Genomic DNA, 25,283 nt, shown 5'->3' on the forward strand with positions numbered 1-25,283 from the left:
TTAAAAACAGGTTATAGTTCATCATTACCTATGGAAGGAATCAAACTTATGATTTTCTAATAATCTAGTGTCTATCTGTTGAATGCTTCCCTTTTCTGCTATAATAGACCTATGAACAAGCTAATCCAATCAAAGCTGGAACTGTTGCCGACCAGTCCTGGCTGTTACATTCACAAAGACAAAAACGGTACCATTATCTATGTCGGCAAAGCCAAGAATCTTCGCAATCGGGTTCGTTCTTATTTCCGTGGCAGCCATGATACCAAGACGGAAGCTCTGGTTTCTGAGATTGAGGATTTTGAATTTATTGTCACCGAGTCCAACATTGAGGCTTTGCTTCTGGAGATTAATCTAATTAAGGAAAACCAGCCCAAGTACAATATCATGCTCAAGGACGATAAGTCCTATCCTTTTATTAAGATTACCAACGAAACCTATCCGCGCCTGATTATCACGCGCCAAGTCAAAAAGGACGGCGGGCTTTATTTCGGGCCCTATCCGGATGTCGGTGCGGCCAATGAAATTAAGCGTCTTTTGGATCGACTCTTTCCTTTCCGCAAGTGTACAAATCCGCCTGAAAAGGTCTGCTTTTACTACCATCTGGGGCAGTGCAAGGCCCACACTATTTGTCAGGTAGACAGTCAGTATTTCAAGGAGCTAGCCCAGGAGGTGGCGGCCTTTCTCAAGGGTCAGGATGACCAGATTATTGAGGATTTACGGGGGAAAATGGCTGGCGCAGCGCAAACTATGGAGTTTGAAAAGGCAGCTGAGTACCGCGACTTGATTCAGTCCATTGGCACCTTACGAACCAAGCAGCGGGTTATGGCCAAGGATTTGCAGAATCGCGATGTCTTTGGCTACTATGTGGACAAGGGTTGGATGTGCGTGCAGGTCTTCTTTGTCCGCCAGGGCAAGTTAATCGAGCGTGACGTCAATCTTTTTCCCTATTACAATGATCCGGACGAAGATTTTCTGACCTATATCGGCCAGTTCTACCAGGAAAAATCCCACCTCAAGCCCAATGAAATTTTGATTCCAGCAGATATTGACGAAGAAGCTGTCCGAGCCATGGTGGATACCAAGGTGCTTAAGCCCCAGCGAGGCGAAAAGAAACAGCTGGTCAATCTGGCTATCAAAAACGCCCGAGTTAGTCTCCAGCAGAAATTTGACCTCTTGGAGAAATCTATTGAAAAGACCCAAGGTGCTATTGAGAATCTAGGGCAGCTCCTTAACATTCCAACGCCTGTTCGTATTGAGTCTTTTGATAACTCCAATATCATGGGTACCAGTCCTGTATCAGCTATGGTAGTCTTTGTCAATGGTAAACCTAGCAAGAAGGATTATCGCAAATATAAGATCAAGACTGTCGTAGGACCTGATGACTACGCAAGTATGCGTGAGGTCATCAAGCGGCGCTATAGTCGGGTGATTCGAGATGGACTGACTCCGCCTGATCTGATTGTCATTGACGGTGGACAGGGCCAGGTCAATGTCGCTAAAGAAGTTATCCAGGATCAGCTGGGACTAGATATTCCCATCGCTGGACTGCAAAAAAATGACAAGCACCAGACTCATGAATTGCTCTTTGGTGACCCTTTGCAGGTTGTAGAATTATCCCGAAATTCGCAGGAATTTTTCCTACTCCAGCGTATCCAAGATGAAGTTCATCGTTTTGCTATTACCTTCCACCGCCAGCTCCGGTCTAAGAATTCCTTCTCATCACAACTAGATGGCATTGAAGGCTTGGGACCAAAACGCAAGCAAAATCTTATGAAACACTTCAAATCTTTAACCAAGATTAAAGAAGCCACTGTCGACCAAATCGTCGAAGTCGGCGTGCCGCGAGCAGTGGCAGAAGCAGTGCGGGAGAAGTTGAATCCGAAAACTCAGGAGCAGGAACAGGCACAGTTGCGAGAGGTGGCAGAACCAGTTGTAGACATAGATTGAAAGATTAGTTTATCGGATTTTAGAGAGTCTTATAAAATAAACTTAAATGAAAGCTTTGCAAAAATTGGGAAAATTATAACTATTATAATGGAGTTGTCTTTGGGAATGGATAATCATCAGTTGCAAAAAATATCTGATATCTTGTATGCTGAAAGCAATGCTAAGGCTGTATCGTATATTAAGAGTCTTCAAACCGAAGATGAACTGTTTGTTTTACTTGATAATTTTAACTGGGATAATGGTTTTGAAGTGCCCCAAGCAGTTATTGAACATTCTAAGTGTACTCTTTCAATTGCTTTATTAGTCTTTTATCGTGCAGATGGCATCAGGTATTTATTAGAAGCAGAAGCAGCCTTTGTAAATTCTTCATCTAAGGAGTGGGAAGAATTTGTAAAAGATGTCTATGATAGAATTATCAGAAGGAAATTTCCGGATGGTAATATCTCTTTTCGACCCGAAATAACGAGAATTCAAAAGTTCAAACTTAAAAAATTAAAATCGGCATTAAATCTACTTTTCATTGATGGAGTTTCTGGAAAAGATTTGAATATAGTAATTTAATTAAATAATTAGAATAACCATCCAGACATTGTGGATGGTTTTTGTGTTATGTCCTAAAGCCATAATAAAAGGATTGGCGAGCGCCAATCCTTTTATTATTTCAACTCAGAGGAATCTGGTAGGTAGGAGCCACCAAGGTAGGTATTGCTGAGTTTTTCATGGCTTCCGTCTTGATAGAGTTCTCTTAATGCATTATCAAATTGTTCCTTGAATGCTTTTTCTTCGCTAGAAAATATAATATAGTTGTTAGGACTGTCAGTGGAAGGAAGATCAACAACAGATAGATCCAAGCCACGTTCTTTAATAATTTTTTGAACGGAAACTTTGTCAAAGATTAGGAAATCAAAGTCACCATTAGAAAGGTCAAAGATACGTTTTCCTATATCTTCTCCTGAGTAATGGATAGTGGCTGGATTTTCAGTGTGTTTTTGATTCCAATTGTTGATGAATTGGGCGTTCGATGTTCCGATATCCTCTTGAGTTGTTTTACCAGCAATTTGCTCAAGAGAAGTTAAAGGATTCTTCTTATTACTAACGAGTACTAAAGGATTTTTTGAGATAGGGAGTGAGTAGAGGTATTTATCTGCTCTCTCTTTTGTGTAACTCAAGTTATTGGCTGCAGCTTGATAGTGACCGGAATCAAGTCCTGGGAAGATACTTTCCCAAGCGGTTCTTTGAAAGTGAATTTCGTAATCACTGAGCTTCTCATCAATTGCTTTAAGTACTTCAATATCGTAGCCAGTCAGGTTGCCGTTTTCCTCATAGGCGAATGGTGGGACATCGCCAGCTGTTGCAACAGTAATTGTTTTTGGGGACGAATTTTTTTGAGGTGTGCTCTGGTGACTGCAAGCGGCTAACAGTGGAAGGATGATTAGTAACAGGACGATTTTTCTCATGTTTTACTCCTTTCAAATTGGTATTATTTTATAGCTTATCAGAAACTATCTTGATTATCCAATATATATTTTTTATAGCTGCGATAAGAAACCTTAATAATGAAAAACTTCTGCAAACTCTTACAAAATATGATAAAATGAAGTTAGTATATTTAGAAAAGGATGCGACTTATGAAATTTCTAGAACTCAATAAAAAGCGTCATGCAACCAAGCATTTCAACGACAAACCTGTGGATCCAAAGGATGTTCGCACAGCGATTGAGATTGCAACGTTGGCACCCAGTGCTCACAATAGTCAGCCGTGGAAGTTTGTAGTAGTACGAGAGCGCAATCAGGATCTAGCAGAGACAGCTTTCGGTGGAAATGTGGACCAGATTAAGGAAGCTCCAGTGACTATTGCCCTCTTTACAGATACAGATTTGACCAAGCGGGCTCGCAAGATTGCGCGTGTAGCTGGAGTTAAGAATTTCTCTGATGAGCAGCTCCAATTTTACATGCAAAATCTGCCAGCTGAGTTTGCTCGCTATAGCGAACAGCAAAAGAGCGATTATTTATCTCTCAATGCTGGTCTGGTGGCCATGAATCTTGTTTTGGCTCTGACTGACCAAGGTATCGGCTCTAATATCATCTTAGGTTTCGATAAATCTAAGGTTAATAAGGTTTTGGAAATTGATGAACGTTTCCGTCCGGAACTCTTGATTACGGTTGGTTATACTGATGAAAAACTAGAACCAAGTTATCGTTTGCCGGTTGATGAAATTATTGAGAAACGTTGATATAAAAGTGTTTACGATTTAATTCATAGTTGAAATGATTTAAATCGAATTGGAAGTTGGGGTGAAATAATGACAATTGATTTTAAAGCAGAAGTTGAAAAACGAAGAGAAGATCTCTTAGCTGACCTGTTCAGTCTTTTGGAAATCAACTCAGAGCGGGACGATTCCAAGGCAGACAAGGAGCATCCTTTTGGACCTGGACCTGTTCAAGCTCTGCATAAGTTTTTAGAAATTGCTGAACGCGATGGTTATGAAACCAAGAATGTGGACAATTATGCTGGTCACTTTACTTTTGGTGAGGGTACGGAAGAACTTGGGATTTTTGCCCACATGGATGTAGTCCCTGCCGGGAGTGGCTGGAATACAGATCCTTACAAACCTGAAATTATTGATGGTAAGCTTTATGCGCGTGGTTCATCTGACGATAAAGGTCCAACTATGGCTTGTTATTATGGTTTGAAAATCATCAAAGACTTGGGATTGCCAGTGTCTAAGCGTGTGCGTTTTGTAGTGGGAACAGATGAAGAATCGGGCTGGCAAGATATGGACTATTATTTCAAACATGTTGGTCTGCCTGAGCCAGACTTTGGTTTCTCGCCAGATGCGGAATTTCCAATTATTAACGGTGAAAAAGGGAATATCACAGAATACCTCCACTTTGGTAACAGTAATGATGGCAGCTTTAAACTCAAGAGCTTTACTGGCGGACTTCGTGAGAATATGGTGCCAGAATCAGCGACAGCTATTTTTACAGCAGCAGTTGATGCAGCGGAATTGGATAAGAAATTACAAGACTTTGCTTCTGCCCACAAGGTTTCAGCTAGTCTGAGAGCAAATGGCGACGCTCTTGAAGTGACAGTCATTGGGAAGTCAGCTCATGGTTCTACACCAGAGGACGGTATCAACGGAGCAACTTATCTGGCTCTCTTCCTCAACCAATTTGACTTTGCTGGTGATGCCAAAGCTTATCTGGAAGTGGGAGCTCAAGTTCTGCACGAGGACTTTACTGGTGAGAAGTTAGGAATTGCTTATACAGATGCTAAAATGGGTGCTCTTAGCATGAATGCTGGTGTTTTCCATTTTGACAGTGCCAAGGCTGACAATACTATTGCTCTGAACATCCGTTACCCGCAAGGAGCTGATCCGAAAACAATTCAGGCCGGTCTTGAAAAAGTTACTGGTGTTGTGTCTGTGAGCTTGTCTGAACACGGACACACTCCACACTATGTTCCAGCAGATGATGAATTGGTAGCAACTCTTTTGAGTGTTTATGAAAAACAAACAGGTCTCAAAGGACATGAGCAAGTCATTGGAGGTGGAACCTTTGGCCGTCTTTTGAAGCGCGGTGTGGCTTTTGGCGCCATGTTCCCAGACTATGTCAACACTATGCACCAAGCCAATGAATTTACAGATGTAGAAGACCTTTTCCGTGCTGCGGCCATTTACGCAGAAGCTATCTACGAATTAATCAAATAAAAAATAAGAACTCGTTTGGTCTTGCCAAATGAGTTTCTTTGCAAGGAGCTATCATGCAAACAATAGAGGATATTGCTAAGGCCATCATGGCCGACCCAGAAAATAAAGAATTTACGGAGCAGGGAATCAAGCCACTCTTTGCGGCACCAAAGAATGCTCGGATTAACATTGTTGGTCAAGCGCCGGGACTGAAAACTCAGCAGGCAGGGCTTTACTGGAAGGACAAGAGTGGTGATCGGCTGAGAGAATGGCTAGGTGTCGATGAGGAGACTTTTTATCATTCTGGTTACTTTGCTGTTTTGCCCATGGATTTTTATTTTCCAGGACATGGGAAATCTGGTGATTTACCGCCTCGTAAGGACTTTGCGGACAAATGGCATCAGCCGATTTTAGAGCTTTTGCCAGATATTGAGCTGACTATTTTGATTGGTCAGTATGCACAGAAATACTATCTGCATCAAAAAGGAAATATCAAGCTGACCGAGACAGTTCAGCATTATCAAGACTACCTGCCTGATTTTTTCCCTTTGGTACACCCATCGCCCCGCAACCAAATCTGGATGGCTAAAAATCCTTGGTTTGCAGAGCAGGTTGTGCCAGACTTGCAAGCATTGGTACAAAAGATTATTCATTAATAAAGGAGAAAAACCATGGATGCTTATCAACAAGTGGCTAATAAATTGCAAGAGTTGGGGATCACCTTTGATGTGGTGGAGCACCCGCCTGCATTTACGACAGAGCAAGCAGATAGCTATATTGAAGACATGGAGGGTGTTCGGACTAAGACTATGTTTTTAACCAATAAGAAGAAAACCCAGTATTATCTTCTAATTATGGATGACAAGAAACGATTGGATATGGATAACTTTAAAGTTCAAGTGGGAGCCGATCGGATTCGCATGGCCTCATTGGACTCCTTGGCTGAGAAAATGAGCCTACCAGCAGGAACGGTATCGCCTTTTGGCCTGCTTAACAATGAGGAGAAGGACATTCAAGTTTATTTTGATAAGGACATCGTATCAGAGGATATCATGACTTTCCATCCTAATACCAATGAAAAGACTATCTTTGTCTCTACAAGAGATTTGTTTAAATTCTTGCAAGATTTGGGCTACTCTTACCAAGTGCTGGAGCTTTAACTAACTGTTTTGCTGTGATAGAGGAGCGATATCTAGTTTTCCTCTCAGGTGGTCAAACCTAGCGTCTTGTCCCTCTATCTTGATTTTGGATGAAGGACATATCCAGCAACGTGCTTCCCCTCAGGAGATTCTCCAACAGCCGGCTGATGGATTTTGTAAAAGCACTATTAGAACTTGCAGGAGCAGCTGACTGACTTTTTGATAAGTCTAAGCTTAGAATGCTAAACTTTGTAGAAAGCGAGGTGATTCTATGGAAACGATGAAAGCTATAGTCATTTACGAAGCAGGTGGTCCAGAAAAGCTTCTGCTGGAAGAAAGACCGATTCCACAACTTCAAGAGGGCTGGACCCTAGTCAAGGTCAGAGGATTTGGGATTAACCACTCGGAGATTTTTACTCGTGAGGGTTTATCGCCTAGTGTCACCTTTCCTCGGATTTTAGGCATTGAGTGCGTTGGCCAAGTGGCCGAGACGACTCGAGAAGATTTAGAGATTGGCCAGAAAGTGGTTTCCATCATGGGAGAAATGGGGCGAGCTTTTGACGGCTCTTATGCCGAGTATGTCCTCCTACCGAACGACCAAATTTATACAGTCGAGACCAACCTGACCTGGACAGAGCTGGCTGCAGTGCCAGAGACCTATTATACTGCCCTAGGTTCTATGAAAAATCTGCGCATTGAGCCCAATGACAAGATTTTGGTTCGGGCTGCCACTAGCGGTGTCGGTTTGGCCTTTGCTCGATTGGTTAAGGCACAGTTTCCAGACACACATATCGTTGGTTCGGTCAATAGCGGTTCCAAACAATTTCTACTCAAACACCAAGCTTACGACGATATCATCATAGATCAGGATGGCCGACTGGAAACAGAGGAGAAGTTTGATAAAATCCTTGAGTTGGTCGGTCCAGCAACTGTCAAGGATTCTTTTGACCATATCGCAGAGGGCGGGATTATCTGTGTGACCGGCCTCTTGGGTGGCCAATGGGAGCTGGCAGGTTTCAACCCAATTGAGGAAATTAGAAATAACAGTTTTCTGACAAGTTTTCACTCTGCTCATGTGAGTCAAGACTTGATGGATGAATTATTTGACTATATTGACCGCTATCAGGTCAATGTTACACCAAGGCGTGTCTTTTCCCTAGAGCAGGTGCCCAAAGCTCATGCATTTGTCGAGGGGACGGCAGGTTTTGGAAAAATCGTGATTATAAATGAATAGGAGAAAAATGATGCAAAAAATTAGTGCGAAAAATTTATATGACAAATTACAGGCAGAAGAACTGCGGTTGATTGACGTTCGCGAGGTGGATGAATTTACTGCTGGACATATCTCTGGGGCTCAGAATCTGCCTCTCAGCAGCTTGGCGGAGAATTATGGACAATTGGATAAACAAATCCCTTACCATATCATCTGTCAAAAAGGTGGACGCTCAGCGCGTGCCTGCGAATTTTTGGAATCCAAGGGTTATGAAGTAACTAATGTCGAAGGAGGAGTGGAAGCTTTTCCTGCTAAATTGACGATATGACAAGCGATTAAGAAGAGCAAATGCCGGAATAGATTGAATTTCCGGCCCTTTTTTTGTATACTATAGTAGTATAATAAATTAAGGATAGGAGAAAATCTATGTCAAAAGAAGATTGGCTTGAATATTTTGAGGCCGTTAATGGACGCTCGGCTACAGAGGAAGAAATTGCCCAAGCATTGGCTGCCGGGGAATTTGTTGAAGCTGAACAGGTAAGTGCGGAGCAAGCCTCTAGTGAAGCTAGTCCGGCTTCATCAAGCTTTGAACAGCCGCAAAACTTCCAACAGCCTTTTGCTCAGCAGGCTTCTCAACAATATCAAGAAGTTCCTCAGCAACAAGCAAATCCAAATCAATTTGCAAATCAGGGACAAGCTTATCAGCAACAAGGATTTCAGCAAGCAAGTCCCTTTGCTGGACAGCCTCAGTCTTCTGGTCCGCAAGCTTATCAGAACAACCAGCAGCAAGGACAGTTCAATTCACAAATACCTCAACAAGGACCACAGGCTTATTACAGTCAGCAACCTCCTCAACCCAGCGAGTTTTCTAAAACAATGAAAGGTTTCTGGGCTTGGCTCGTTTCAGCTTGGAAATCACCGACATCTGAAGTTGAGAGCAGTAAGGTGAATGGTTACCTTTCTCTAGGTTTGACAGCGTTCTTTTTTGCTATTGTTGCAAACTACAATATTTTCAGTACCATTGGTATCATGAGTTTTGGTATGTATAATGGACCGACTTTTAATTTCAAAGTCTTCTTTGTTTCTCTGATAGCAGCGGCTCTCTTCCTTTTCTCTATTATATTAGGTGGTTTTGTTGTGAAGCGTTTGGTCTACCAAGATAGAAGTTTTACCTTTAATAAGGCTTTTGATTGGTATGGTCGACTTTATGCCATTGTTCTTCCATTTATTGCTGCTTCAGCTCTGTTTGCTCTGTTGGGTGTTATTCATTTATCTCTGTTCTTCACATGGATTGGACTCTTGTTGATTGGAGTTGGAGCTACCTTTGCTTTGATTTATTCCAAGACAAACAACTCTATGGATCCTTTTTATAAATATCTATTGGCCATTATTATCAATGGTGTGATTACAATTATCTTCTCTTTCATCGCTTTTTCTCTACTAGCTAGTATCATAATGATGTAATAATTGGAGGAGATTTATGGCAACAAAAGAAAAATGGGTTGATCTCTTTGAAAAAGTAATTGGTCGAAAACCAACTGCAAGTGAGTTCCAAGCCGGCAAACAATCTAACTTTGATCCAAAAAAGATTAAGGAGATTGCAGGCGAAGCAGGGGAAGCAACCACAGATACTTCATCAGTAGAAAATACTACTGATGAAGCTTCTGATAATCAAGATATTGTTCAGGAGACACCTTCTGAAGATTCTGTCACAGAAGAATCGGTTCAACCATCTTCCCAAGATGAGAAGCAAGGCGCATTTGAATCTAGCCAATATGAAGAACTCCGCCAGAATTGGCTACGAGCTTTTGAAAATAATATTGGTCGAAAACCTACCAAAGAAGAATTTGCAGAAGCTAAGAGTCAAGGATTCTCTAACTTGCCTATTCGGTCTGAATTGCTCGACTCGCAATTACCACAGAAACCAGTAAAAAAGGCTAAAAAGAGAATATCAAAGAAGCAAGCAATCATGATTGGGGCTCCAACCGTTTTAGTTGCCGCTTTGATTGGAGCTTTCTTCTATCTAAACTCTATAACTGGAGTTAAAGTGGTCACAGACCATTTTGCAAAAGCCGTCTCTAGCAAAGACTTCGATGAAGTGGCAAGTCTTCTTTCTACTCAATCCGATAAGTGGACGCGCGCTGAAGCAAGAGCTTTAGTTGAGCACCTAGAGAGCCAGGAGATTAATCTCGAAACTGAGCTAGATAACATTGTTGAGTCAAATGGCAAATCTGCTTATATCGATGACAACAATAATAAGATTTTAGGTGTTACTGAAAAGAGTAAGAAATTTGGTATTTTCCAGGAATATCAGATGGTTTCCTATCCAGTCAAAGTTAAAGTCAATACAAATTTGGATAATGCTACCATTAAACCTGGTGAGAAAAAAACTATTACTCTTAAGAAAAATACAGACACTGAATTGGGTGAATATCACTTCATCAAACAAGATTTTACTCTCAAAGGTAAGACGGATGTTGGAGATGTAGAGAGTAAGGTTCAGCTTGATTTAGCTACAGCTAAGGATAATGAAATCAAACTGGATCTCAAGTCTGAAAAGAAACAGCTAAAAATTACTATGCCTTCTGAAACTTCAAAAGCAACAGATATTAAAATCGTTGTTAATGGTAAAGAAAGTGGTAGCAGTTTGACCCCTGAGTTGCAGCTTGTTCCTTATCAAGAACTTGAAATTTATGCTAAGTTTACTATCTCTGATACTACCTTTACTACCAATAAAGAGACAGTGATTGTGGAAGATGATACCACGAATGTGAAATTATCTCTTCCTAAGGAAGTGCTTTCTAAGATTAGAGAAAAGAACGAAGAAGCGAAAAAGGTTGAGGCTCAAAAAGCAAAAGTCTCTACTTTCCTTAATGACTACCGCAATGCTGTTTTTAGCTCTGTTTCTAACAGGAGCAACAACTATTCTCAATACTACGATACCTCTAGTGCAGTATATCGAGAAATGGTTGAGTGGACCACTGGTGGTGGTGTTAAGAAAGCAAAAATTAACTATTATGAGCCAGGAGCTTTGGATATCCGCGAAATCAAGGAAGAAAATGGTTCCTATATCGTGACAACATATGAGGACTATACAGTCCACTATGTCGATAACACTCCAAATAGTGTAAATCGTAAAAATAAGACTTACTACTTGAAGCCTAGTGGGGATTCTTTTGTAATCTATAATCTTGAAGTTTCAGAAGGTTGATATTATGACAATGAAATACAGTAAACTAATTTTTCTTGCAGCATCTGTTCTTGTTCTAGGCGCGTGTTCGTCTGGTAAAGACACTACTGGAGATAGCTCTGATAAACAAGCGGCTAGCTCAACTAGTACAGTTAAGAAACAAGATGCTGAAAAAGATAAAAAGTCTAGCCAAGATACGGCATCAGAAAGCACTGATACTAAAAAGGAGCAAAATCACGAGGACAAAACTCTTGATCAAAATGTTTCTTATAACGGCAGCTACTACAGTGTCAAAGGGAAATATGATGAGATTCTTGTTGTCAATAAACATTATCCTTTGTCTGCTTCCTATAACCCAGGTGAGAATGCGACTGCTAAAGCAGAATTGCTCAAACTGATTGCAGACATGCAGGCACAAGGCTACGCCATTAGCGACCAATACAGTGGTTTCCGTAGCTATGATACTCAGACAGAACTCTATCAAAACTATGTCAATCAGGATGGTAAGGCAGCTGCAGACCGCTATTCAGCTCGACCAGGCTACAGCGAGCACCAGACCGGTTTGGCATTTGACTTGATTGACAAGAATGGCAATCTCGTACAAGAAGCTGGAGCAAGTCAGTGGCTTCTAAATAATGCCTATAAATACGGTTTTATCGTTCGCTATCTAGAGGGTAAGGAAGGTTCAACTGGCTATATGCCTGAAAGCTGGCATCTGCGCTATATTGGTCAAGAAGCCAAGGAAATTGCTCAATCAGGCAAATCTTTAGAAGAATATTTCGGCATTACTGGTGGAGGCTATGAAGATCAGTAGTCACATCATCCATTAGAAGGAGGAAGAAAATGAAATTTTTTGTTACCAATCCCAATAATGATTTTGCAGAAACACCTGTGCAAGAAGAAGGCAGAATCATCCATCATCTGCATCTTGCCAAAGGAAAAGAAGTACCAGAACACAGTGCTGATGCACTGGTAACAGTTGTTTGTTTGTCGGGAGATGTAAGCTTTTCTGCTGGAGAACAAACCGTGCGGTTAGTGGCAGGTTCCTTTTTGACGATGGAGCCCAATGAGCCACACAGTTTGTTTGGGGAGGAAGATAGCCACCTCTTGGTTATCAAACAACTAAAATATTAATAAATTCAAAATACTAGAAGCTGGAATAAATGCTTCTAGTATTTTTTACTACTTTTTAAAGCTTATTCATTTCTGTAAATAAAAACCCATAAGGAAGGAATTTATAAACAGATTCTTTGATTCTTAAAACAAACTTAAGATAAGCTTAAAAAAGGCTTAATAGAAGCTTAAAATAAACTTAAATAAAAAATCGAAATGAGAGGGTGAGAAGTTTTTATAAATAAACAATAAAAATAATTTACACCATGTAAACCAAATTATAAACATTTTTCTATTATTTTGGTTCGTTAAAAAGAATATTTTATAGATTTTTAAAGCTAAAAAACAGGAAAATAAACAAAAAAACGAACTATAAAAAATTACCCATAAAAATAATTTACACCTTGTTAACTAAAATGCTTGCATTCAAAAATTTCTTGTGCTATAATTCGTCTTGAGGGTGAGATATGCATAAAAAAGTATTTTCAAGCATATTGACTTCTTTCTTTCTAAATCAAATGCTATAAAAACATTTATGTGCAACCTTTAATCAGGTGGATTCACTAACTAGTGATTCGTTTTTTTGCGTTTGATAATGATGGAGTAGTCAACTGTCGGCTGACAGTATTTTCGTGAAATTCTTTTTTATGAAGTTGTGCACAAAAAATAAATTCCCCCCCCACAAAAAAATAAAGTGATGTTGGTCACTTTGGAGGTTTAATTAATATGAACAATCGTTTCAGACTCTTATCAAGATCTGTTGTAGCGGCTGCAGCTATTATTCCAGCAATTGCTGTTGCGAGTAATGCTCAGGCTCAAGATTATGGCTATAACTACTATCAACCAGGTTATAATTACTGGAATGGTGGTTACAACAATTATAACTATGGTTATAACAACTATAATTACCGTAACAACCGCAACTACCGTTACAACAATTACAACTATGGTTACAATAACTATAATTATGGCTATAACAACTATAACTACGGATATAACTACGGTTACAATGGCTATAATTACAACTATGGTTATAATAACTATTATCCAGGCTATAACAACTGGAATTATAACTATAGCAACAACTACGGATACAATGGTTGGAATAATTACAACAATCTTGCAAACGATGAAAACTACATTTACTGGAATGGTAACCATTACTACCGTATGACGGATGGTTCTTACCGCATCTATCGTGATGGTGAGTGGAAGCCACTGACAAATACTAACAATAACAGCACATCCAATAACAACCTGGAAAACGATCCACATTATCGTTATGAAAATGGTTATCATTACTATGTGTTGGATAATGGCGACTATTACTACTATCAAAATGGCAAGTGGGTATTTGTTAAGGATTCTACTGATAATTCTACTAATCCAACAACTCCAAGCCAGCCGGAAGAACCAAAACCAGAAGTTCCAACTCCGACTCCAGCGGAACCAGAACAACCAACGCCAGCTCCTACTGATAAACCAGATGAGCCTACTACACCAGCAGAACCAAAACCAGAGGTACCAAGTGTTGATTTGCCAGAAAATCCTCCAATTAATGGTGCAGAAGGCGACCTTAATCCATTTGCTCCGAAACCAGAGCAACCAGCAGAACCAAAACCAGAAACTCCAACAAGACCTGCTGTACCAGAGACTCCTGGTTTGGTAACAACTGATAAACCAAGTGAAGATCAAATCCCGCCATATGTTGAAAAACCAGCAGAAGGTCTTGAACATTTGACATGGGCACCGAATGGACGAGCTCCAAAAATTATCTACCCAACTGGAAAACCAGGTGACAAGGCTCTTGAGTCAGATCCTAACTATTACTTTGATGGTTCTACCCATTATTACCGTATACCATCTGACTCAGAAGCTAATGGATACTCTCCATATTGGAAATGGTTTGGTGACAAATGGAAACTGCAAGGTATGACTGATCCAAACGATCCAGCTCTTGATCCTAAACTTCACGAAAACACTGCAGATGATGAATACATGTACAGCGATAAAGACTCTAGCGTGAAATTGTACTCAACTAACCTAGTGACAACTGCTAAAGCAGGTCAACCGCTTCCATTCAAGAACGTTGAAGAGTTCAAAAACTACGTTATCGAAAAGATGAATCCTAAGTTCCTTGATAACGCAGGATGGGATGCCAAAGTTGAATGGGAAATCGAAGATCCAGAAATCTTTGAAAAAACCAAAGAAAACCCATATGCTAAGGATTATGTCTTGATTGCAAACCTTAAGAGTGGCGTTGAGGACAAGAAATACAGTGATGTAGAATTTGGTTATGTTAAGTTTGTTTACCGTGTTGAAGCAACAAACGATACAAACTATGACTATGTTTCAAAAGCTAAAGAAGCTTTCGCTAAAATCAATGAAGAGCGTAAAGCTCAAGGCTTGAAAGAGTTGACTTGGTCAGAAGACATTTATCAAAATCAAGCACTTCCAAAAGTAAATGAAATCTCACGTCAATATGATAGCTCAGGCTTTGTTGGACGTCGTGATGAAGATCCATCTGTTGTCGTTAAGAAATGGGCTAACAGCGGTCTGAGAGAATTGCTTCTTGATCCTAACGTAACTGAAGGGGCAGTAGCGACAGTTGTAGACGGAAACGGTGTTTACTACTGGGCATACAGCTATAAATAATAAGGAATTTTATTCTTAAACATCTGTGTTCTTAATCTTTGGTTGCATATAAACCACACTCCAAAAGTTAGATTTTCACCGTCTGACTTTTGGAGTTTTTTTGTTGAATTAACTAGGAAGCAAAAGTAGCGGTTGTGGATAGATTTTAAAGTTTAAAAAGGCGAAAAGAAATTTTGAGTACAAAAAAAGCACCGATTGGTGCTTATGATTATTTGAGACCGTATTTTTTGTTGAAACGATCCACACGTCCATCTGCTTGAGTGAACTTTTGACGTCCAGTGTAGAATGGGTGTGAGTCTGATGAAATTTCTACACGGATCAATGGGTAAGTTTCCCCTTCGAATTCAACTGTTTCGTTTGAACGCTTAGTTGAACCACTAAGGAACTGGTAGCCGGTAGAAGTGTCCATGAAGACAACTGGGCGGTATTCTGGATGAATATCTTTTCTCATTTTACAAAAATTTCCTTTCTGCCATGGTCTCTTTGCGAGCCATAGATTAGTTACTTTGATAGTTTATCAAATTCTGATTGATTTGACAAGACTTTTAGACTAATTTCTTACTTTTTTGCCAATTCTTTCATCTCGGTGTAGATTTGCTCAATTTCTTCTTTAGAAAATGCATTGGCTCCGCTTGCTAAGGGGTGTCCTCCGCCATGATGATTTTTAGCAATACCGTTGATAGGAATAACCTTGCTGCGCATGCGGACACGGTAGTGACCATCTGGCTGCTCAACAAAGATAGCCCACAGACCGACATCTTCAATTCGTCCAGGTGCCCCGACGATGGCTGCTGTATCAGCATCGGTCAGTTGATAGGCTTGTAAAATTTCCTGAGGCAGAATGACCCGCGCAGTTCCATTTTCATCTATTTCCAACTGCTCATATACGTAGCCCTGCAGTTTAGCGACTTGGCGGCTGATAGAGTCCATTTTTCGAGACAAGGCTGATAAGTCGAAATCGTACTGGCGCAGCTTGGCAGCTACTTCGAATGTGCGGGCGCTAGTAGAAGGATAAAGGAAGCGGCCGGTGTCGCCAATGATACCAGCATAGAGGAGTTCGGCTGCTTCCTTGCTCAAATCTAAGTCATTTTCAAAGGCAAAGAGAGCAATCATCTCACTGGCACTGCTGGAGCTTGTATCTACCAGAGAAATATCTCCGTAAACCTCATCATCAGGATGATGATCGATTTTGATGAGGAAATCGCCTGTCGTGTAGCGTTGGTCGTCAATGCGAGCTGTATTAGCAGTGTCACAGACGATAACTAAGGCCTCTTGGTAATCTTCGTCTGCGACTTGGTCCATTTGTGCTAGCCACATGATATTGGGCTCATCGTAGCCAGTCGCTTTGATTGTTTTTTCTGGGAAGTGGTACTGAAGCAGCTTTTTCAGTCCGACCTGACTGCCAAGAGCATCAGGATCTGGCCGCATATGGCGATGGATGATAATAGTATCGTATTCTTTGATCTTACTTAAAATATCATGATAAAGAGTCATAAATAACCTCGTCAACTTTCTTTACCCATTGTAGCATAAGAGTTTTTATTTTTAAAATAAAAAAGATATGATATAATGAGAGCAGATTAGAATTTGGAGGAAGATATGACCTTAGCGAAAATTGTATTTGCCAGCATGACTGGAAACACCGAGGAAATTGCTGATATTGTGGCGGATAAGCTAAGAGAACTGGATGTAGAAGTTGAAGTGGACGAGTGCACCACTGTCGATGCAGAAGATTTCTTGGAAGCAGATATTGCGATTGTAGCGACCTATACCTATGGTGATGGTGAGCTACCTGATGAGATGATGGACTTCTACGAAGACTTGTCCAGTCTGGATTTGTCTGGCAAGGTATACGGAGTAGTCGGTTCGGGCGATACTTTCTATGACGAATTCTGCAAGGCTGTCGATGACTTTGATGCTGCCTTTGCTGCTACAGGAGCGGTTAAGGGTGCAGAAAGTGTTAAAGTAGATCTATCTGCGGAAGATGATGATATTGCACGTTTGGAAGCTTTTGCGGAAGGCTTGGTTAATAAAGTTTAAAGTGATAGATAGATGAAACGGCTGCGGCCGTTTTTTTGTGCGAAAGTGTTATTTTCTGACAATTCTTATGATTAGGAGTATAATATAGGTAAGCGCTATCCATCAGATAAAGGAGGAGTTCCTATGAAAGAACGCGACTATGCTTTTGGCTTTCATGATGATGTCAAGCCGCTCTTTTCGACTGGTAAAGGCCTAACAGAAGAAGTTGTTCGAGAAATCTCAGAAATCAAGAATGAGCCCCAGTGGATGCTGGACTATCGTCTGCGCTCCTTGGAACTCTTTCATAAGTTACCCATGCCCGACTTTGGCCCGGATTTGTCAGGGATTCGCTTTGATGATGTTATCTATTATCAGAAGCTAAGCGGAGATCGGGCTCGCAGTTGGGATGAAGTTCCAGAAGAGATTAAGAAAACCTTTGACCGCTTGGGAATTCCAGAAGCTGAGAAGCAGTTCCTATCTGGAGCTGTGGCTCAGTATGAATCTGAAGTGGTTTACCACAATATGAAGGAAGAGTTTGCCAAGCTGGGGATTATTTTCACCGATACGGATACGGCAGTCCAGGAATATCCGGACTTGGTCAAGCAGTATTTTGGTACTGTGATTTCAAATGCTGAGCATAAATTTTCTGCGCTTAATAGCGCAGTTTGGTCCGGCGGAACCTTTATCTATGTGCCCAAGAACGTCCAGTGCCAAGTTCCTGTTCAGACCTATTTTCGAATCAATGGTGAAAATGCCGGCCAGTTTGAGCGCTCCTTAATGATTATCGAGGAGGGTGGCTCTATCCAGTATATCGAGGGTTGTACAGCACCGACTTACACAAGCAATAGTCTTCATGCGGCGAATGTCGAAATCATTGTCAAAAAGGATGCCTTTTTCCGCTATACAACCATTCAAAACTGGTCGGACAATGTCTATAACCTCGTAACGGAGCGGGGGGTTGTTGAAGAGGGCGGCACCTTAGAGTGGATTGATGGCAATCTAGGTAGCAAGGTTAACATGAAATATCCCTGCAGTATTCTCAATGGCCGCAACGCAAGGACTTCTGTTCTCTCTATGTCCTTTGCCAACTATGGCCAGCACTTAGATGCGGGTTGTAAGGTATTTCATAATGCACCCAAGACTTCCAGTACCCTGATTTCTAAATCAGTGGCCAAGGATGGTGGAAAGACAGACTATCGTGGTCAGGTCCGCTTTGGCAAGAATAGCGCTGGATCCAAATCTCATATCGAGTGCGATACCATTCTGATGGATGGCGAGTCCAGCTCGGACACCATTCCTTTTAATGAAATCCATAATTCAAATGTTGCGCTAGAGCATGAAGCCAAGGTTTCCAAAGTATCTGAGGACCAGCTCTACTATCTGATGAGCCGAGGAATCAGCGAAGAAGAAGCGACAGCTATGATTATCAACGGATTTATGGAACCCATTACCAAAGAACTACCAATGGAATACGCCGTCGAACTCAACCAACTCATCAACATGAGTATGGAAGGCTCAGTTGGCTAAAACAGTCCAGAGGACTGTTTTAGGTTGCAGATAAAAACTCGCTTTTGCGAGTTCCCTTTAATCTAAGGTCCAGTGAACCTTTTTAATCTGCGGATAAAAACTCGCTTTTGCGAGTTCTCCTTAATCCAAGGTTCGGTGGACTTTTTTATTTAGAATTAAACTAGAAAATTTTACTATTTTTTGATATGATAGATAGAATATAAGGAGGAATGAGATGACGTTAGAAGAAATCAGACAGGAAATTGATCAAGTGGATGATGCAATCGTTGCCCTGCTGGAGCAACGCATGAATCTGGTTGGCCAAGTCGTGGCTTTAAAAAAATTAACAGGCACAGCTGTCTTGGATAGTAAAAGAGAAGATGTGATTTTTGCCAGAGTGGCGGATAAGGTTGAAAACAAAGACTACAAGGAAACTGTTATTGCGACCTTTTCTGACATTTTAAAACGTTCGCGTGAATTTCAGAATAAAAATATCTAATGAAAGAAGTACAGAACTCAATAGCTGTGGTTTTATCTGCGATGGCAGGCGGCTGGCTACGTTACCAAGTAGCGCTCTTATCAGTTTTTGCTGATTCATTTCCGCTGGCTACCTTACTGGTCAATTATTTGGGAACTTTTTTGCTAGTCTATATTATCAAGGGCTATCTTAGTAGTAAAGTTAAGTCCCAGCGCCTAATTCTAGCACTTTCGACCGGTTTTTGCGGAGGTTTGACGACCTTTTCTGGTCTTCTGCTAGACGGCGTCAAGTTAGCAGATTCAGGGCGCTATATGGAGCTTCTTATCTATCTAGTCTTAAGTGTAGGTGGTGGCCTTGCAATCGCCCTATGGGCTGGAAAGCAGGTGAAGGCATGATGTGGGCGATGTTAATCTGCTGTGGCGCTGGTGCTCTTGTGCGTTATGTTTTTTCCAAGGTCAATAGCAGGGCATCTCTGCCGATTGGGACTTTGGTGGCAAACCTTCTAGGTGCTTTTCTCATTGGATATTTTTATAATCATATCGAAGACAAGCAGCTTTATGTCATTTTAGCAACGGGCTTCTGTGGTGGCTTGACGACTTTTTCTACCATGAACGCTGAGCTGGCTGTTCTCTTTTCAGAGCGAAAGAAATTTGTTCTCTATTTGGCTTTGACTTATATCCTCGGTTTTTTAGCAATTCTTTTGGGAATTTTCATTTAAACATCTTTACATTTTTAGAAATTTTGATATAATATAGTTTGTGCCTAATGGAAGCACAAAAAACGGCTAATCCGCTGCGGTCTTGAACCTTAAGATTAGTAAGATAGGAGTAGAAAGAATGAATCCATTAATCCAAAGCTTGACTGAAGGTCAACTTCGTACTGACATCCCTGCATTCCGTCCTGGTGACACTGTCCGCGTTCACGCGAAAGTTGTCGAAGGAAGTCGCGAACGTATCCAGATCTTTGAAGGTGTGGTTATCGCTCGTAAAGGTGCTGGTATCTCAGAAACTTACACCGTTCGTAAAATCTCTAACGGTATCGGTGTTGAACGTACTTTCCCAATCCACACTCCACGTGTTGACAAGATTGAAGTCGTTCGTTACGGTAAAGTCCGTCGTGCTAAATTGTACTACCTTCGTGCATTGCAAGGTAAGGCAGCGCGTATCAAAGAAATTCGCCGTTAATCTTAGAAAGACTCTGTCGTTGGGCAGAGTTTTTCTCTAAGTCCCCTTAGTTCAATGGATATAACAACTCCCTCCTAAGGAGTAGTTGCTGGTTCGATTCCGGCAGGGGACATTCTTAAAGCCTGACTAAGGCTTTTTTCAATGCTCTCAAGAGGAAAAGAGATGGGTTGTCATTTTCTCTTGAGCCTGACTGAGTCGATAACGTCAGTTTTGGACTGAAATTTTAAAATGCTGTTCTTAATTTAAAAGGATACTTAATGAGTATAGTGAATAAATTACTGCATTTGAAAAGAGACCTAAATTTTAGGTCTCTTGTTCTCTATTTCCCAAAGCAGAATTGGCTAGGGGTGATTTATTTTTACTCTAGTTGCTTGATAATTTGGCTCGTTCTATAATCACATCAATATCGGCAGTTCTAGAAACTCTAAATTTTGCATAGACATAATTAACTAGGTCGGGATTATTTTTCAATTCTGTTAATAACTTTTACTCTTGGAGAACGGTAGTATGGAGCTATAATAAACTTTAAAAAATGGCTATAGAAAATTATTTACAATTTATATACTTTGATATATAATTGTTTTAGGAGAAAGGTTTATGAAGAAAATAGTAAAGATAGGTATTACGGATGTTTATATTGCTAATGAAACTGGAGGTTTTATCGTTGTACAACTTCAAGATTTAGATTTTACGCCTAAGTTGGGTGATATAGTTGAAGTGTACCAAAATGGTAATGACTTCCTTGTGTTAAAGCCTTTGCAAAATGAAGTTTTATCAGATGATATTTTACAGTTTGCTAATAAAAGCGATAAGTCAAGAAAAATAGCAGGTTTCTTAGCTTTATTTGGTGGAATTATTGGTTTGCATGATTTTTATTTAAGACAATACTCAAAAGCATTTTATCATATTTTACCAGTGGCTTTTGCGACTATATTATCCAACGAAAAATCTCCGGGTGGTCTTTATTATTATGAGTCAATAGTTTTCTTATATATAGTTTTAGTTTTGTGTTTTATTTGGGGGTTCATTGAATCTTTGCTTATATTTTGTTCTAATGAACAATCGTATTGGTCCAAAGATTCATATGGTGAAGATTTGAGATAAATTCCAAGGAGATAGAATAAAGTTGTGGTAAAAAGAAGACAAATTTTATGGCTATTGTTATCAGTTACGATATTAGTAGCTTCGTATTTCATTAGTGAATCAATTTCGTCTAATTATGAAGAAGTGAATTATCAATCTCTTAGTTCAAATATTAAAAGAAAAGTTAGGATTCGAGGGAAAGTTATTTCTTCTTGGGATTTTGAGGATAGAACTTTGGTAAGTGTTGATTTAAATAATGATGAAAATCAACCTATTAAACTAATTGTTGACAAATACGATAGTAAACAAGGTATAAATGTTAATGATAATATAGAAGTGAAAGGTATTAGTACTGGTTTGGCTGATTTTGGAGGAGAATATCCGACCATTGTTGTGGATGAAATAACACACTCAAACTAATATATTTTTTTAGTTGATTGATTTGTTTTAATTAAAGAGACCGTTTTGGTCTCTTTTGTTGTATTATCATTTTTTCTTCATTTACCATAGTTTGGTTTGAAATAGTCTGGAAATAATGTCTGGTATCCTATCTAATCTTTAGGAAAAATTAGTTACTGAATTAGACTCTTTTACTGAAGAGGGCTACTTCCCCAAGCAAAATTGGCTGAAGAGTTGGGTGATGAGTTCGTCTGGTGCGGCGTCACCAGTGATTTCGCCGAGGATTTCCCAGGTGCGGGTCATATCGACTTGGAGAAGATCTACCGGCATACCCATTTCCAAGCCTTGGTTGACGGCTTGCAAGCTTTCCAGAGCTTTTTCAATCAAGGAAATGTGGCGGGCGTTGGACAGGTAGGTGGCGTCTTGCTCGACGATACCAGCATTTTCAAAGAAGAGTTGATTGATGCGTTCTTCAATTTTATCGATATTTTGATTGTGGAGGACGGAAATCTTGATGACATCAGTTGGCAGCTGGTCCAGCTCAATCTTTTCTTCAAGGTCAGTCTTGTTAAGCAGGACGATGCGATTACTGTCTTGGCTGATTTCGAGCAATTGTCTGTCTTGGTCTGTCAGAGGCTCGCTGGCATTGAGAACTAAGAGGACTAAGTCAGCTTCCTGCAAGGCTTTTTTAGAGCGCTCAACTCCAATCTGCTCCACAAGGTCATCGGTTTCTCGAATCCCTGCGGTATCGATGAGTTTGAGCGGCACGCCCTTGATATTGACATACTCCTCAATCACATCCCGAGTCGTACCCTCGATATCAGTCACAATGGCCTTGTCCTCGCGCAGGAGATTGTTGAGCAGGCTGGACTTGCCAACATTAGGCCGACCGATGATAGCAGTGGAAATGCCTTCGCGTAAAATCTTACCTCGTCGTGCAGTATCGAGAAGATTGCTCAACAGAGCCTCGAACTCAGCTGTTTTTTCTCGCATAAGCTGGGTTGTCATTTCTTCCACATCGTCGTACTCGGGATAGTCAATATTGACCTCGACCTGAGCCAGTGTGTTGAGGATTTCCTGACGAGTATTGTTGATAAGGTTGGAGAGGGAGCCATCCAGCTGCTTGACAGCGTTGTTCATAGCTTTATCGGTCTTGGCGCGGATGATGTCCATGACAGCCTCAGCCTGAGTCAAATCTACGCGCCCATTGAGAAAGGCCCGCTTGGTAAACTCACCAGGCTCAGCCATTCTAGCGCCCTCGCGGATAGCCAGCTGCAAAATTTCATTAGTAACCGCAATTCCACCGTGAGTGTTAATCTCGATGATATCCTCGCGCGTGAAGGTCTTGGGAGAGCGCATAGCACCAAGCATAACCTCGTCCAGAATTTCCTGTTTTTGAGGGTCAACGATATGACCGTAGTTGAGTGTGTGACTTTCCACTTCGCTCAGATTTTTCCCTTTGAAGATTTTTTGGGCAATAGCAAAGCTGTCAGTCCCGCTTAGTCTGACGATACCGATAGCCCCTTCGCCAAGAGGCGTAGAAATCGCAGCGATTGTATCAAATTCTCTGGTAATCATACTGTATTTTTCCTTAGTTTTAAAATCAATTACCTTAATTGTAACGCAAAAATCAAGGAGGAGCAAGGCTTTCGATTACCAAGCGGAATAAATGAAATTTAAGTCTGGCAAAGAAAACACTTTCATGTTAATGAGAATCATGATATAATGAAAGTAGTGTGATTTGAGGAGGTGCTATGGAAAATCTAAAGAAACTGGCAGGAATCAAGGCTGCTGAATTTGTCCAAAGCGGGATGATTGTTGGTCTCGGGACGGGTTCGACCGCTTATTATTTTGTCGAAGAAATTGGCCGTCGTATCAAGGAAGAAGGACTGCAGATAACAGCTGTCACGACTTCCAGTGTCACTAGCAAACAGGCGGAAGGATTAGGTATTCCGCTCAAATCCATTGATGAAGTTGACTTTGTTGATGTGACAATTGATGGTGCTGATGAGGTTGACGCAGCTTTTAATGGTATCAAGGGCGGTGGTGGCGCACTTCTCATGGAGAAAGTCGTAGCGGTGCCCACCAAGCACTATATCTGGGTAGTCGATGAGAGCAAGATGGTCGAGAAGTTAGGTGCCTTCAAGCTACCAGTAGAAGTTGTTCAGTACGGTGCTGAACAGCTCTTTCGTCGCTTTGAGCGTGCTGGATATAAGCCAGCCTTTCGTGAGAAAGATGGCCAACGTTTTGTCACGGACATGCAGAATTTCATTATTGACTTAGATTTAGGTGTGATTGAAAATCCAGTTGAGTTTGCACAAGAACTTGATCATGTTGTGGGAGTAGTGGAGCATGGATTGTTTAATCAAATGGTAGACAAGGTTATTGTTGCTGGAAAATCAGGTCTTCAAGTTTTAGAGGCCAATAAATAGAAAGAGGTATTTTATGCCAAAATTTAATCGTATTCACTTGGTAGTCATGGACTCAGTTGGTATCGGTGCTGCACCGGATGCCAATAATTTTGTCAATGCAGGGGTACCAGATGGTGCTTCAGATACTCTGGGACATATTTCCAAAACGGTAGGACTGAATGTGCCAAACATGGCTAAGATCGGTCTAGGAAATATCGAGCGTCCTACTCCTTTGAAGACCGTTCCTCAAGAAGAAAACCCTAGCGGCTACTATACCAAGCTGGAAGAAGTATCACTTGGAAAAGACACGATGACAGGCCACTGGGAAATCATGGGTCTCAATATTACTGAGCCTTTTGATACTTTCTGGAATGGCTTCCCAGAAGAAATCCTGACTCAAATTGAAGAATTTTCCGGTCGTAAAGTCATTCGTGAGGCTAACAAGCCATACTCTGGTACAGCAGTTATTGATGACTTTGGTCCTCGTCAGATGGAAACAGGCGAGCTGATTATCTACACCTCTGCTGACCCAGTATTGCAAATCGCGGCACACGAAGAAGTGATTCCTTTGGAAGAGCTCTATCGTATCTGTGAATTCGCCCGTTCTATTACCTTGGAACGCCCTGTGCTTCTAGGACGTATTATCGCTCGTCCTTATGTAGGTGAGCCAGGCAACTTCACTCGTACAGCCAACCGTCACGACTACGCTGTTTCTCCGTTTAATCCAACTGTACTTGATAAGCTCAATGAAGCTGGAATTGCTACCTATTCTGTTGGTAAGATTAACGACATCTTCAATGGCGCTGGAATCAATCATGATATGGGACACAATAACTCTAACAATCATGGTGTAGATACTTTGGTCAAAGCTCTGAAAGACGAGAATTTCAAAGAAGGTTTCTCATTTACCAACCTAGTAGACTTTGATGCTCTTTATGGTCACCGCCGTGATCCACATGGCTACCGTGACTGCTTGGAAGAGTTTGATGCGCGCATCCCAGAAATCATTGAAAATATGCGTGAAGATGATCTGCTCATGATTACTGCTGACCATGGTAATGACCCAACCTATGCCGGAACCGACCACACTCGTGAGTACATTCCGCTCTTGGTCTTCGGAAAATCGCTGAGCGGTCATGGTCATATTCCTGTCGGACACTTTGCGGATATCTCAGCTACCATTGCGGAAAACTTCGGAGTGGACAAGGCGATGATTGGAGAAAGCTTCTTGGACAAATTGGTATAAGCATTATAAGA

The 25,283-nt window shown here is 41.0% G+C and carries 27 protein-coding genes and 1 tRNA gene; 24 read left to right on the forward strand and 4 right to left on the reverse strand.

What is annotated here, in order from left to right; all coding sequences use genetic code 11:
* The first annotated feature begins 111 nt into the window (after positions 1-111).
* Both uvrC and FKX92_RS02735 read left to right on the forward strand, forming a co-directional pair.
* A complete protein-coding gene (gene uvrC, locus FKX92_RS02730) occupies positions 112-1,947 on the forward strand; it encodes an excinuclease ABC subunit UvrC (protein WP_149565455.1) in 1,836 nt (611 codons plus the stop codon).
* An 87-nt stretch (positions 1,948-2,034) separates the two neighbouring features.
* Positions 2,035-2,508: a DUF4274 domain-containing protein gene (locus FKX92_RS02735; RefSeq protein ID WP_149565456.1), complete on the forward strand. Its 474-nt coding sequence runs from the start codon at positions 2,035-2,037 to the stop codon at positions 2,506-2,508.
* Positions 2,509-2,603: 95 nt separating this feature from the next.
* Here FKX92_RS02735 and FKX92_RS02740 read toward each other — a convergent pair whose 3' ends face one another.
* Positions 2,604-3,404 carry an amino acid ABC transporter substrate-binding protein gene (locus tag FKX92_RS02740; RefSeq protein WP_149565457.1) on the reverse strand — a complete coding sequence of 267 codons (801 nt, stop codon included), beginning with the start codon at positions 3,402-3,404 and terminating at the stop codon, positions 2,604-2,606.
* Positions 3,405-3,575: 171 nt separating this feature from the next.
* On the opposite strand from FKX92_RS02740, the gene FKX92_RS02745 reads away from it, so the two are divergent.
* The 11 genes from FKX92_RS02745 to FKX92_RS02805 all read left to right on the forward strand — a co-directional run bounded on the left by FKX92_RS02745 (position 3,576) and on the right by FKX92_RS02805 (position 14,946).
* Complete coding sequence (locus FKX92_RS02745) at positions 3,576-4,181, forward strand: nitroreductase family protein (RefSeq protein WP_002903006.1); 606 nt, start codon at positions 3,576-3,578, stop codon at positions 4,179-4,181.
* 69 nt (positions 4,182-4,250) lie between these two features.
* Positions 4,251-5,657 carry a dipeptidase PepV gene (gene pepV, locus FKX92_RS02750; RefSeq protein ID WP_002913520.1) on the forward strand — a complete coding sequence of 469 codons (1,407 nt, stop codon included), beginning with the start codon at positions 4,251-4,253 and terminating at the stop codon, positions 5,655-5,657.
* Between the two features lie 53 nt (positions 5,658-5,710).
* Complete coding sequence (locus FKX92_RS02755; RefSeq protein WP_002903002.1) at positions 5,711-6,292, forward strand: uracil-DNA glycosylase family protein; 582 nt, start codon at positions 5,711-5,713, stop codon at positions 6,290-6,292.
* A gap of 15 nt (positions 6,293-6,307) precedes the next feature.
* Complete coding sequence (locus FKX92_RS02760; RefSeq protein ID WP_149565458.1) at positions 6,308-6,796, forward strand: prolyl-tRNA synthetase associated domain-containing protein; 489 nt, start codon at positions 6,308-6,310, stop codon at positions 6,794-6,796.
* A gap of 250 nt (positions 6,797-7,046) precedes the next feature.
* Positions 7,047-8,009 (forward strand): zinc-binding alcohol dehydrogenase family protein, encoded by a 963-nt coding sequence (locus FKX92_RS02770; protein ID WP_149565459.1) that lies wholly within the window; start codon positions 7,047-7,049, stop codon positions 8,007-8,009.
* Positions 8,002-8,316 (forward strand): rhodanese-like domain-containing protein, encoded by a 315-nt coding sequence (locus tag FKX92_RS02775; protein WP_125378488.1) that lies wholly within the window; start codon positions 8,002-8,004, stop codon positions 8,314-8,316. Before FKX92_RS02770 ends, FKX92_RS02775 begins: the two co-directional genes overlap by 8 nt.
* 98 nt (positions 8,317-8,414) lie before the next feature.
* Positions 8,415-9,452 carry a DUF6574 domain-containing protein gene (locus tag FKX92_RS02780; RefSeq protein ID WP_002906436.1) on the forward strand — a complete coding sequence of 346 codons (1,038 nt, stop codon included), beginning with the start codon at positions 8,415-8,417 and terminating at the stop codon, positions 9,450-9,452.
* Positions 9,453-9,468: 16 nt separating this feature from the next.
* Positions 9,469-11,199 (forward strand): TcaA second domain-containing protein, encoded by a 1,731-nt coding sequence (locus FKX92_RS02785; RefSeq protein WP_125378487.1) that lies wholly within the window; start codon positions 9,469-9,471, stop codon positions 11,197-11,199.
* 4 nt (positions 11,200-11,203) lie between these two features.
* On the forward strand, positions 11,204-11,992 hold the full coding sequence (gene ldcB, locus FKX92_RS02790; protein ID WP_392392039.1) for an LD-carboxypeptidase LdcB/DacB: 789 nt from the start codon (positions 11,204-11,206) through the stop codon (positions 11,990-11,992).
* Positions 11,993-12,021: 29 nt separating this feature from the next.
* Positions 12,022-12,312 (forward strand): cupin domain-containing protein, encoded by a 291-nt coding sequence (locus FKX92_RS02795; RefSeq protein WP_149565460.1) that lies wholly within the window; start codon positions 12,022-12,024, stop codon positions 12,310-12,312.
* Positions 12,313-13,017: 705 nt separating this feature from the next.
* Positions 13,018-14,946 (forward strand): CAP domain-containing protein, encoded by a 1,929-nt coding sequence (locus FKX92_RS02805; RefSeq protein WP_149565461.1) that lies wholly within the window; start codon positions 13,018-13,020, stop codon positions 14,944-14,946.
* Positions 14,947-15,154: 208 nt separating this feature from the next.
* Here FKX92_RS02805 and FKX92_RS02810 read toward each other — a convergent pair whose 3' ends face one another.
* Positions 15,155-15,397 carry a type B 50S ribosomal protein L31 gene (locus FKX92_RS02810; RefSeq protein WP_002895374.1) on the reverse strand — a complete coding sequence of 81 codons (243 nt, stop codon included), beginning with the start codon at positions 15,395-15,397 and terminating at the stop codon, positions 15,155-15,157.
* 107 nt (positions 15,398-15,504) lie between these two features.
* Positions 15,505-16,440, reverse strand: a complete 936-nt coding sequence (locus tag FKX92_RS02815; RefSeq protein WP_149565462.1) for a DHH family phosphoesterase — start codon at positions 16,438-16,440, stop codon at positions 15,505-15,507.
* A gap of 105 nt (positions 16,441-16,545) precedes the next feature.
* On the opposite strand from FKX92_RS02815, the gene FKX92_RS02820 reads away from it, so the two are divergent.
* The 9 genes from FKX92_RS02820 (at position 16,546) to FKX92_RS02860 (ending at position 21,636) form a co-directional block, all read left to right on the forward strand.
* The gene (locus FKX92_RS02820) at positions 16,546-16,986 is read left to right on the forward strand and encodes a flavodoxin (RefSeq protein WP_002913524.1); all 441 of its coding nucleotides are present in this window, start codon (positions 16,546-16,548) and stop codon (positions 16,984-16,986) included.
* Between the two features lie 123 nt (positions 16,987-17,109).
* A complete protein-coding gene (gene sufB, locus FKX92_RS02825; protein WP_049547965.1) occupies positions 17,110-18,492 on the forward strand; it encodes a Fe-S cluster assembly protein SufB in 1,383 nt (460 codons plus the stop codon).
* A 214-nt stretch (positions 18,493-18,706) separates the two neighbouring features.
* Positions 18,707-18,970, forward strand: coding sequence for a chorismate mutase (locus FKX92_RS02830; protein ID WP_002933578.1), 264 nt, complete (start codon positions 18,707-18,709; stop codon positions 18,968-18,970).
* Positions 18,970-19,344, forward strand: a complete 375-nt coding sequence (gene crcB / locus FKX92_RS02835) for a fluoride efflux transporter CrcB (RefSeq protein ID WP_149565463.1) — start codon at positions 18,970-18,972, stop codon at positions 19,342-19,344. The genes FKX92_RS02830 and crcB (FKX92_RS02835) overlap by 1 nt, the downstream gene beginning before the upstream one ends.
* Positions 19,341-19,667, forward strand: a complete 327-nt coding sequence (gene crcB, locus FKX92_RS02840) for a fluoride efflux transporter CrcB (RefSeq protein ID WP_187759369.1) — start codon at positions 19,341-19,343, stop codon at positions 19,665-19,667. Before crcB (FKX92_RS02835) ends, crcB (FKX92_RS02840) begins: the two co-directional genes overlap by 4 nt.
* A gap of 118 nt (positions 19,668-19,785) precedes the next feature.
* Positions 19,786-20,133 (forward strand): 50S ribosomal protein L19, encoded by a 348-nt coding sequence (rplS, locus tag FKX92_RS02845; RefSeq protein WP_002900259.1) that lies wholly within the window; start codon positions 19,786-19,788, stop codon positions 20,131-20,133.
* Positions 20,134-20,173: 40 nt separating this feature from the next.
* Positions 20,174-20,245: transfer RNA gene (locus tag FKX92_RS02850), tRNA-Arg, on the forward strand.
* Between the two features lie 485 nt (positions 20,246-20,730).
* On the forward strand, positions 20,731-21,237 hold the full coding sequence (locus FKX92_RS02855; protein WP_149565465.1) for an NINE protein: 507 nt from the start codon (positions 20,731-20,733) through the stop codon (positions 21,235-21,237).
* 24 nt (positions 21,238-21,261) lie between these two features.
* Positions 21,262-21,636: a hypothetical protein gene (locus FKX92_RS02860; RefSeq protein ID WP_149565466.1), complete on the forward strand. Its 375-nt coding sequence runs from the start codon at positions 21,262-21,264 to the stop codon at positions 21,634-21,636.
* 183 nt (positions 21,637-21,819) lie between these two features.
* Here the strand turns inward: FKX92_RS02860 and mnmE are convergent, their stop codons facing one another.
* Positions 21,820-23,193 carry a tRNA uridine-5-carboxymethylaminomethyl(34) synthesis GTPase MnmE gene (gene mnmE, locus FKX92_RS02865; protein ID WP_149565467.1) on the reverse strand — a complete coding sequence of 458 codons (1,374 nt, stop codon included), beginning with the start codon at positions 23,191-23,193 and terminating at the stop codon, positions 21,820-21,822.
* Positions 23,194-23,369: 176 nt separating this feature from the next.
* Between mnmE and rpiA the strand changes: the two genes are divergently transcribed.
* Together rpiA and FKX92_RS02875 are read left to right on the forward strand one after the other, a co-directional pair.
* Entirely contained in the window at positions 23,370-24,047 is a 678-nt protein-coding gene (gene rpiA / locus FKX92_RS02870) for a ribose-5-phosphate isomerase RpiA (RefSeq protein WP_149565468.1), read from the forward strand.
* Between the two features lie 13 nt (positions 24,048-24,060).
* Entirely contained in the window at positions 24,061-25,272 is a 1,212-nt protein-coding gene (locus FKX92_RS02875) for a phosphopentomutase (RefSeq protein ID WP_149565469.1), read from the forward strand.
* The last annotated feature ends 11 nt before the right edge of the window (positions 25,273-25,283 follow it).

Origin of the sequence: Streptococcus sanguinis (assembly GCF_008329445.1) — a bacterium.
Lineage (GTDB): Bacteria > Bacillota > Bacilli > Lactobacillales > Streptococcaceae > Streptococcus > Streptococcus sanguinis_O.

Bases quoted from the DNA above. Each gene is read 5' to 3' on its own strand.
- uvrC (WP_149565455.1), top strand. From the start codon at position 112: ATGAACAAGCTAATCCAATCAAAGCTGGAACTGTTGCCGACCAGTCCT.
- FKX92_RS02735 (WP_149565456.1), top strand. From the start codon at position 2,035: ATGGAGTTGTCTTTGGGAATGGATAATCATCAGTTGCAAAAAATATCT.
- FKX92_RS02740 (WP_149565457.1), bottom strand. From the start codon at position 3,404: ATGAGAAAAATCGTCCTGTTACTAATCATCCTTCCACTGTTAGCCGCT.
- FKX92_RS02745 (WP_002903006.1), top strand. From the start codon at position 3,576: ATGAAATTTCTAGAACTCAATAAAAAGCGTCATGCAACCAAGCATTTC.
- pepV (WP_002913520.1), top strand. From the start codon at position 4,251: ATGACAATTGATTTTAAAGCAGAAGTTGAAAAACGAAGAGAAGATCTC.
- FKX92_RS02755 (WP_002903002.1), top strand. From the start codon at position 5,711: ATGCAAACAATAGAGGATATTGCTAAGGCCATCATGGCCGACCCAGAA.
- FKX92_RS02760 (WP_149565458.1), top strand. From the start codon at position 6,308: ATGGATGCTTATCAACAAGTGGCTAATAAATTGCAAGAGTTGGGGATC.
- FKX92_RS02770 (WP_149565459.1), top strand. From the start codon at position 7,047: ATGGAAACGATGAAAGCTATAGTCATTTACGAAGCAGGTGGTCCAGAA.
- FKX92_RS02775 (WP_125378488.1), top strand. From the start codon at position 8,002: ATGAATAGGAGAAAAATGATGCAAAAAATTAGTGCGAAAAATTTATAT.
- FKX92_RS02780 (WP_002906436.1), top strand. From the start codon at position 8,415: ATGTCAAAAGAAGATTGGCTTGAATATTTTGAGGCCGTTAATGGACGC.
- FKX92_RS02785 (WP_125378487.1), top strand. From the start codon at position 9,469: ATGGCAACAAAAGAAAAATGGGTTGATCTCTTTGAAAAAGTAATTGGT.
- ldcB (WP_392392039.1), top strand. From the start codon at position 11,204: ATGACAATGAAATACAGTAAACTAATTTTTCTTGCAGCATCTGTTCTT.
- FKX92_RS02795 (WP_149565460.1), top strand. From the start codon at position 12,022: ATGAAATTTTTTGTTACCAATCCCAATAATGATTTTGCAGAAACACCT.
- FKX92_RS02805 (WP_149565461.1), top strand. From the start codon at position 13,018: ATGAACAATCGTTTCAGACTCTTATCAAGATCTGTTGTAGCGGCTGCA.
- FKX92_RS02810 (WP_002895374.1), bottom strand. From the start codon at position 15,397: ATGAGAAAAGATATTCATCCAGAATACCGCCCAGTTGTCTTCATGGAC.
- FKX92_RS02815 (WP_149565462.1), bottom strand. From the start codon at position 16,440: ATGACTCTTTATCATGATATTTTAAGTAAGATCAAAGAATACGATACT.
- FKX92_RS02820 (WP_002913524.1), top strand. From the start codon at position 16,546: ATGACCTTAGCGAAAATTGTATTTGCCAGCATGACTGGAAACACCGAG.
- sufB (WP_049547965.1), top strand. From the start codon at position 17,110: ATGAAAGAACGCGACTATGCTTTTGGCTTTCATGATGATGTCAAGCCG.
- FKX92_RS02830 (WP_002933578.1), top strand. From the start codon at position 18,707: ATGACGTTAGAAGAAATCAGACAGGAAATTGATCAAGTGGATGATGCA.
- crcB (WP_149565463.1), top strand. From the start codon at position 18,970: ATGAAAGAAGTACAGAACTCAATAGCTGTGGTTTTATCTGCGATGGCA.
- crcB (WP_187759369.1), top strand. From the start codon at position 19,341: ATGATGTGGGCGATGTTAATCTGCTGTGGCGCTGGTGCTCTTGTGCGT.
- rplS (WP_002900259.1), top strand. From the start codon at position 19,786: ATGAATCCATTAATCCAAAGCTTGACTGAAGGTCAACTTCGTACTGAC.
- FKX92_RS02855 (WP_149565465.1), top strand. From the start codon at position 20,731: ATGAAGAAAATAGTAAAGATAGGTATTACGGATGTTTATATTGCTAAT.
- mnmE (WP_149565467.1), bottom strand. From the start codon at position 23,193: ATGATTACCAGAGAATTTGATACAATCGCTGCGATTTCTACGCCTCTT.
- rpiA (WP_149565468.1), top strand. From the start codon at position 23,370: ATGGAAAATCTAAAGAAACTGGCAGGAATCAAGGCTGCTGAATTTGTC.
- FKX92_RS02875 (WP_149565469.1), top strand. From the start codon at position 24,061: ATGCCAAAATTTAATCGTATTCACTTGGTAGTCATGGACTCAGTTGGT.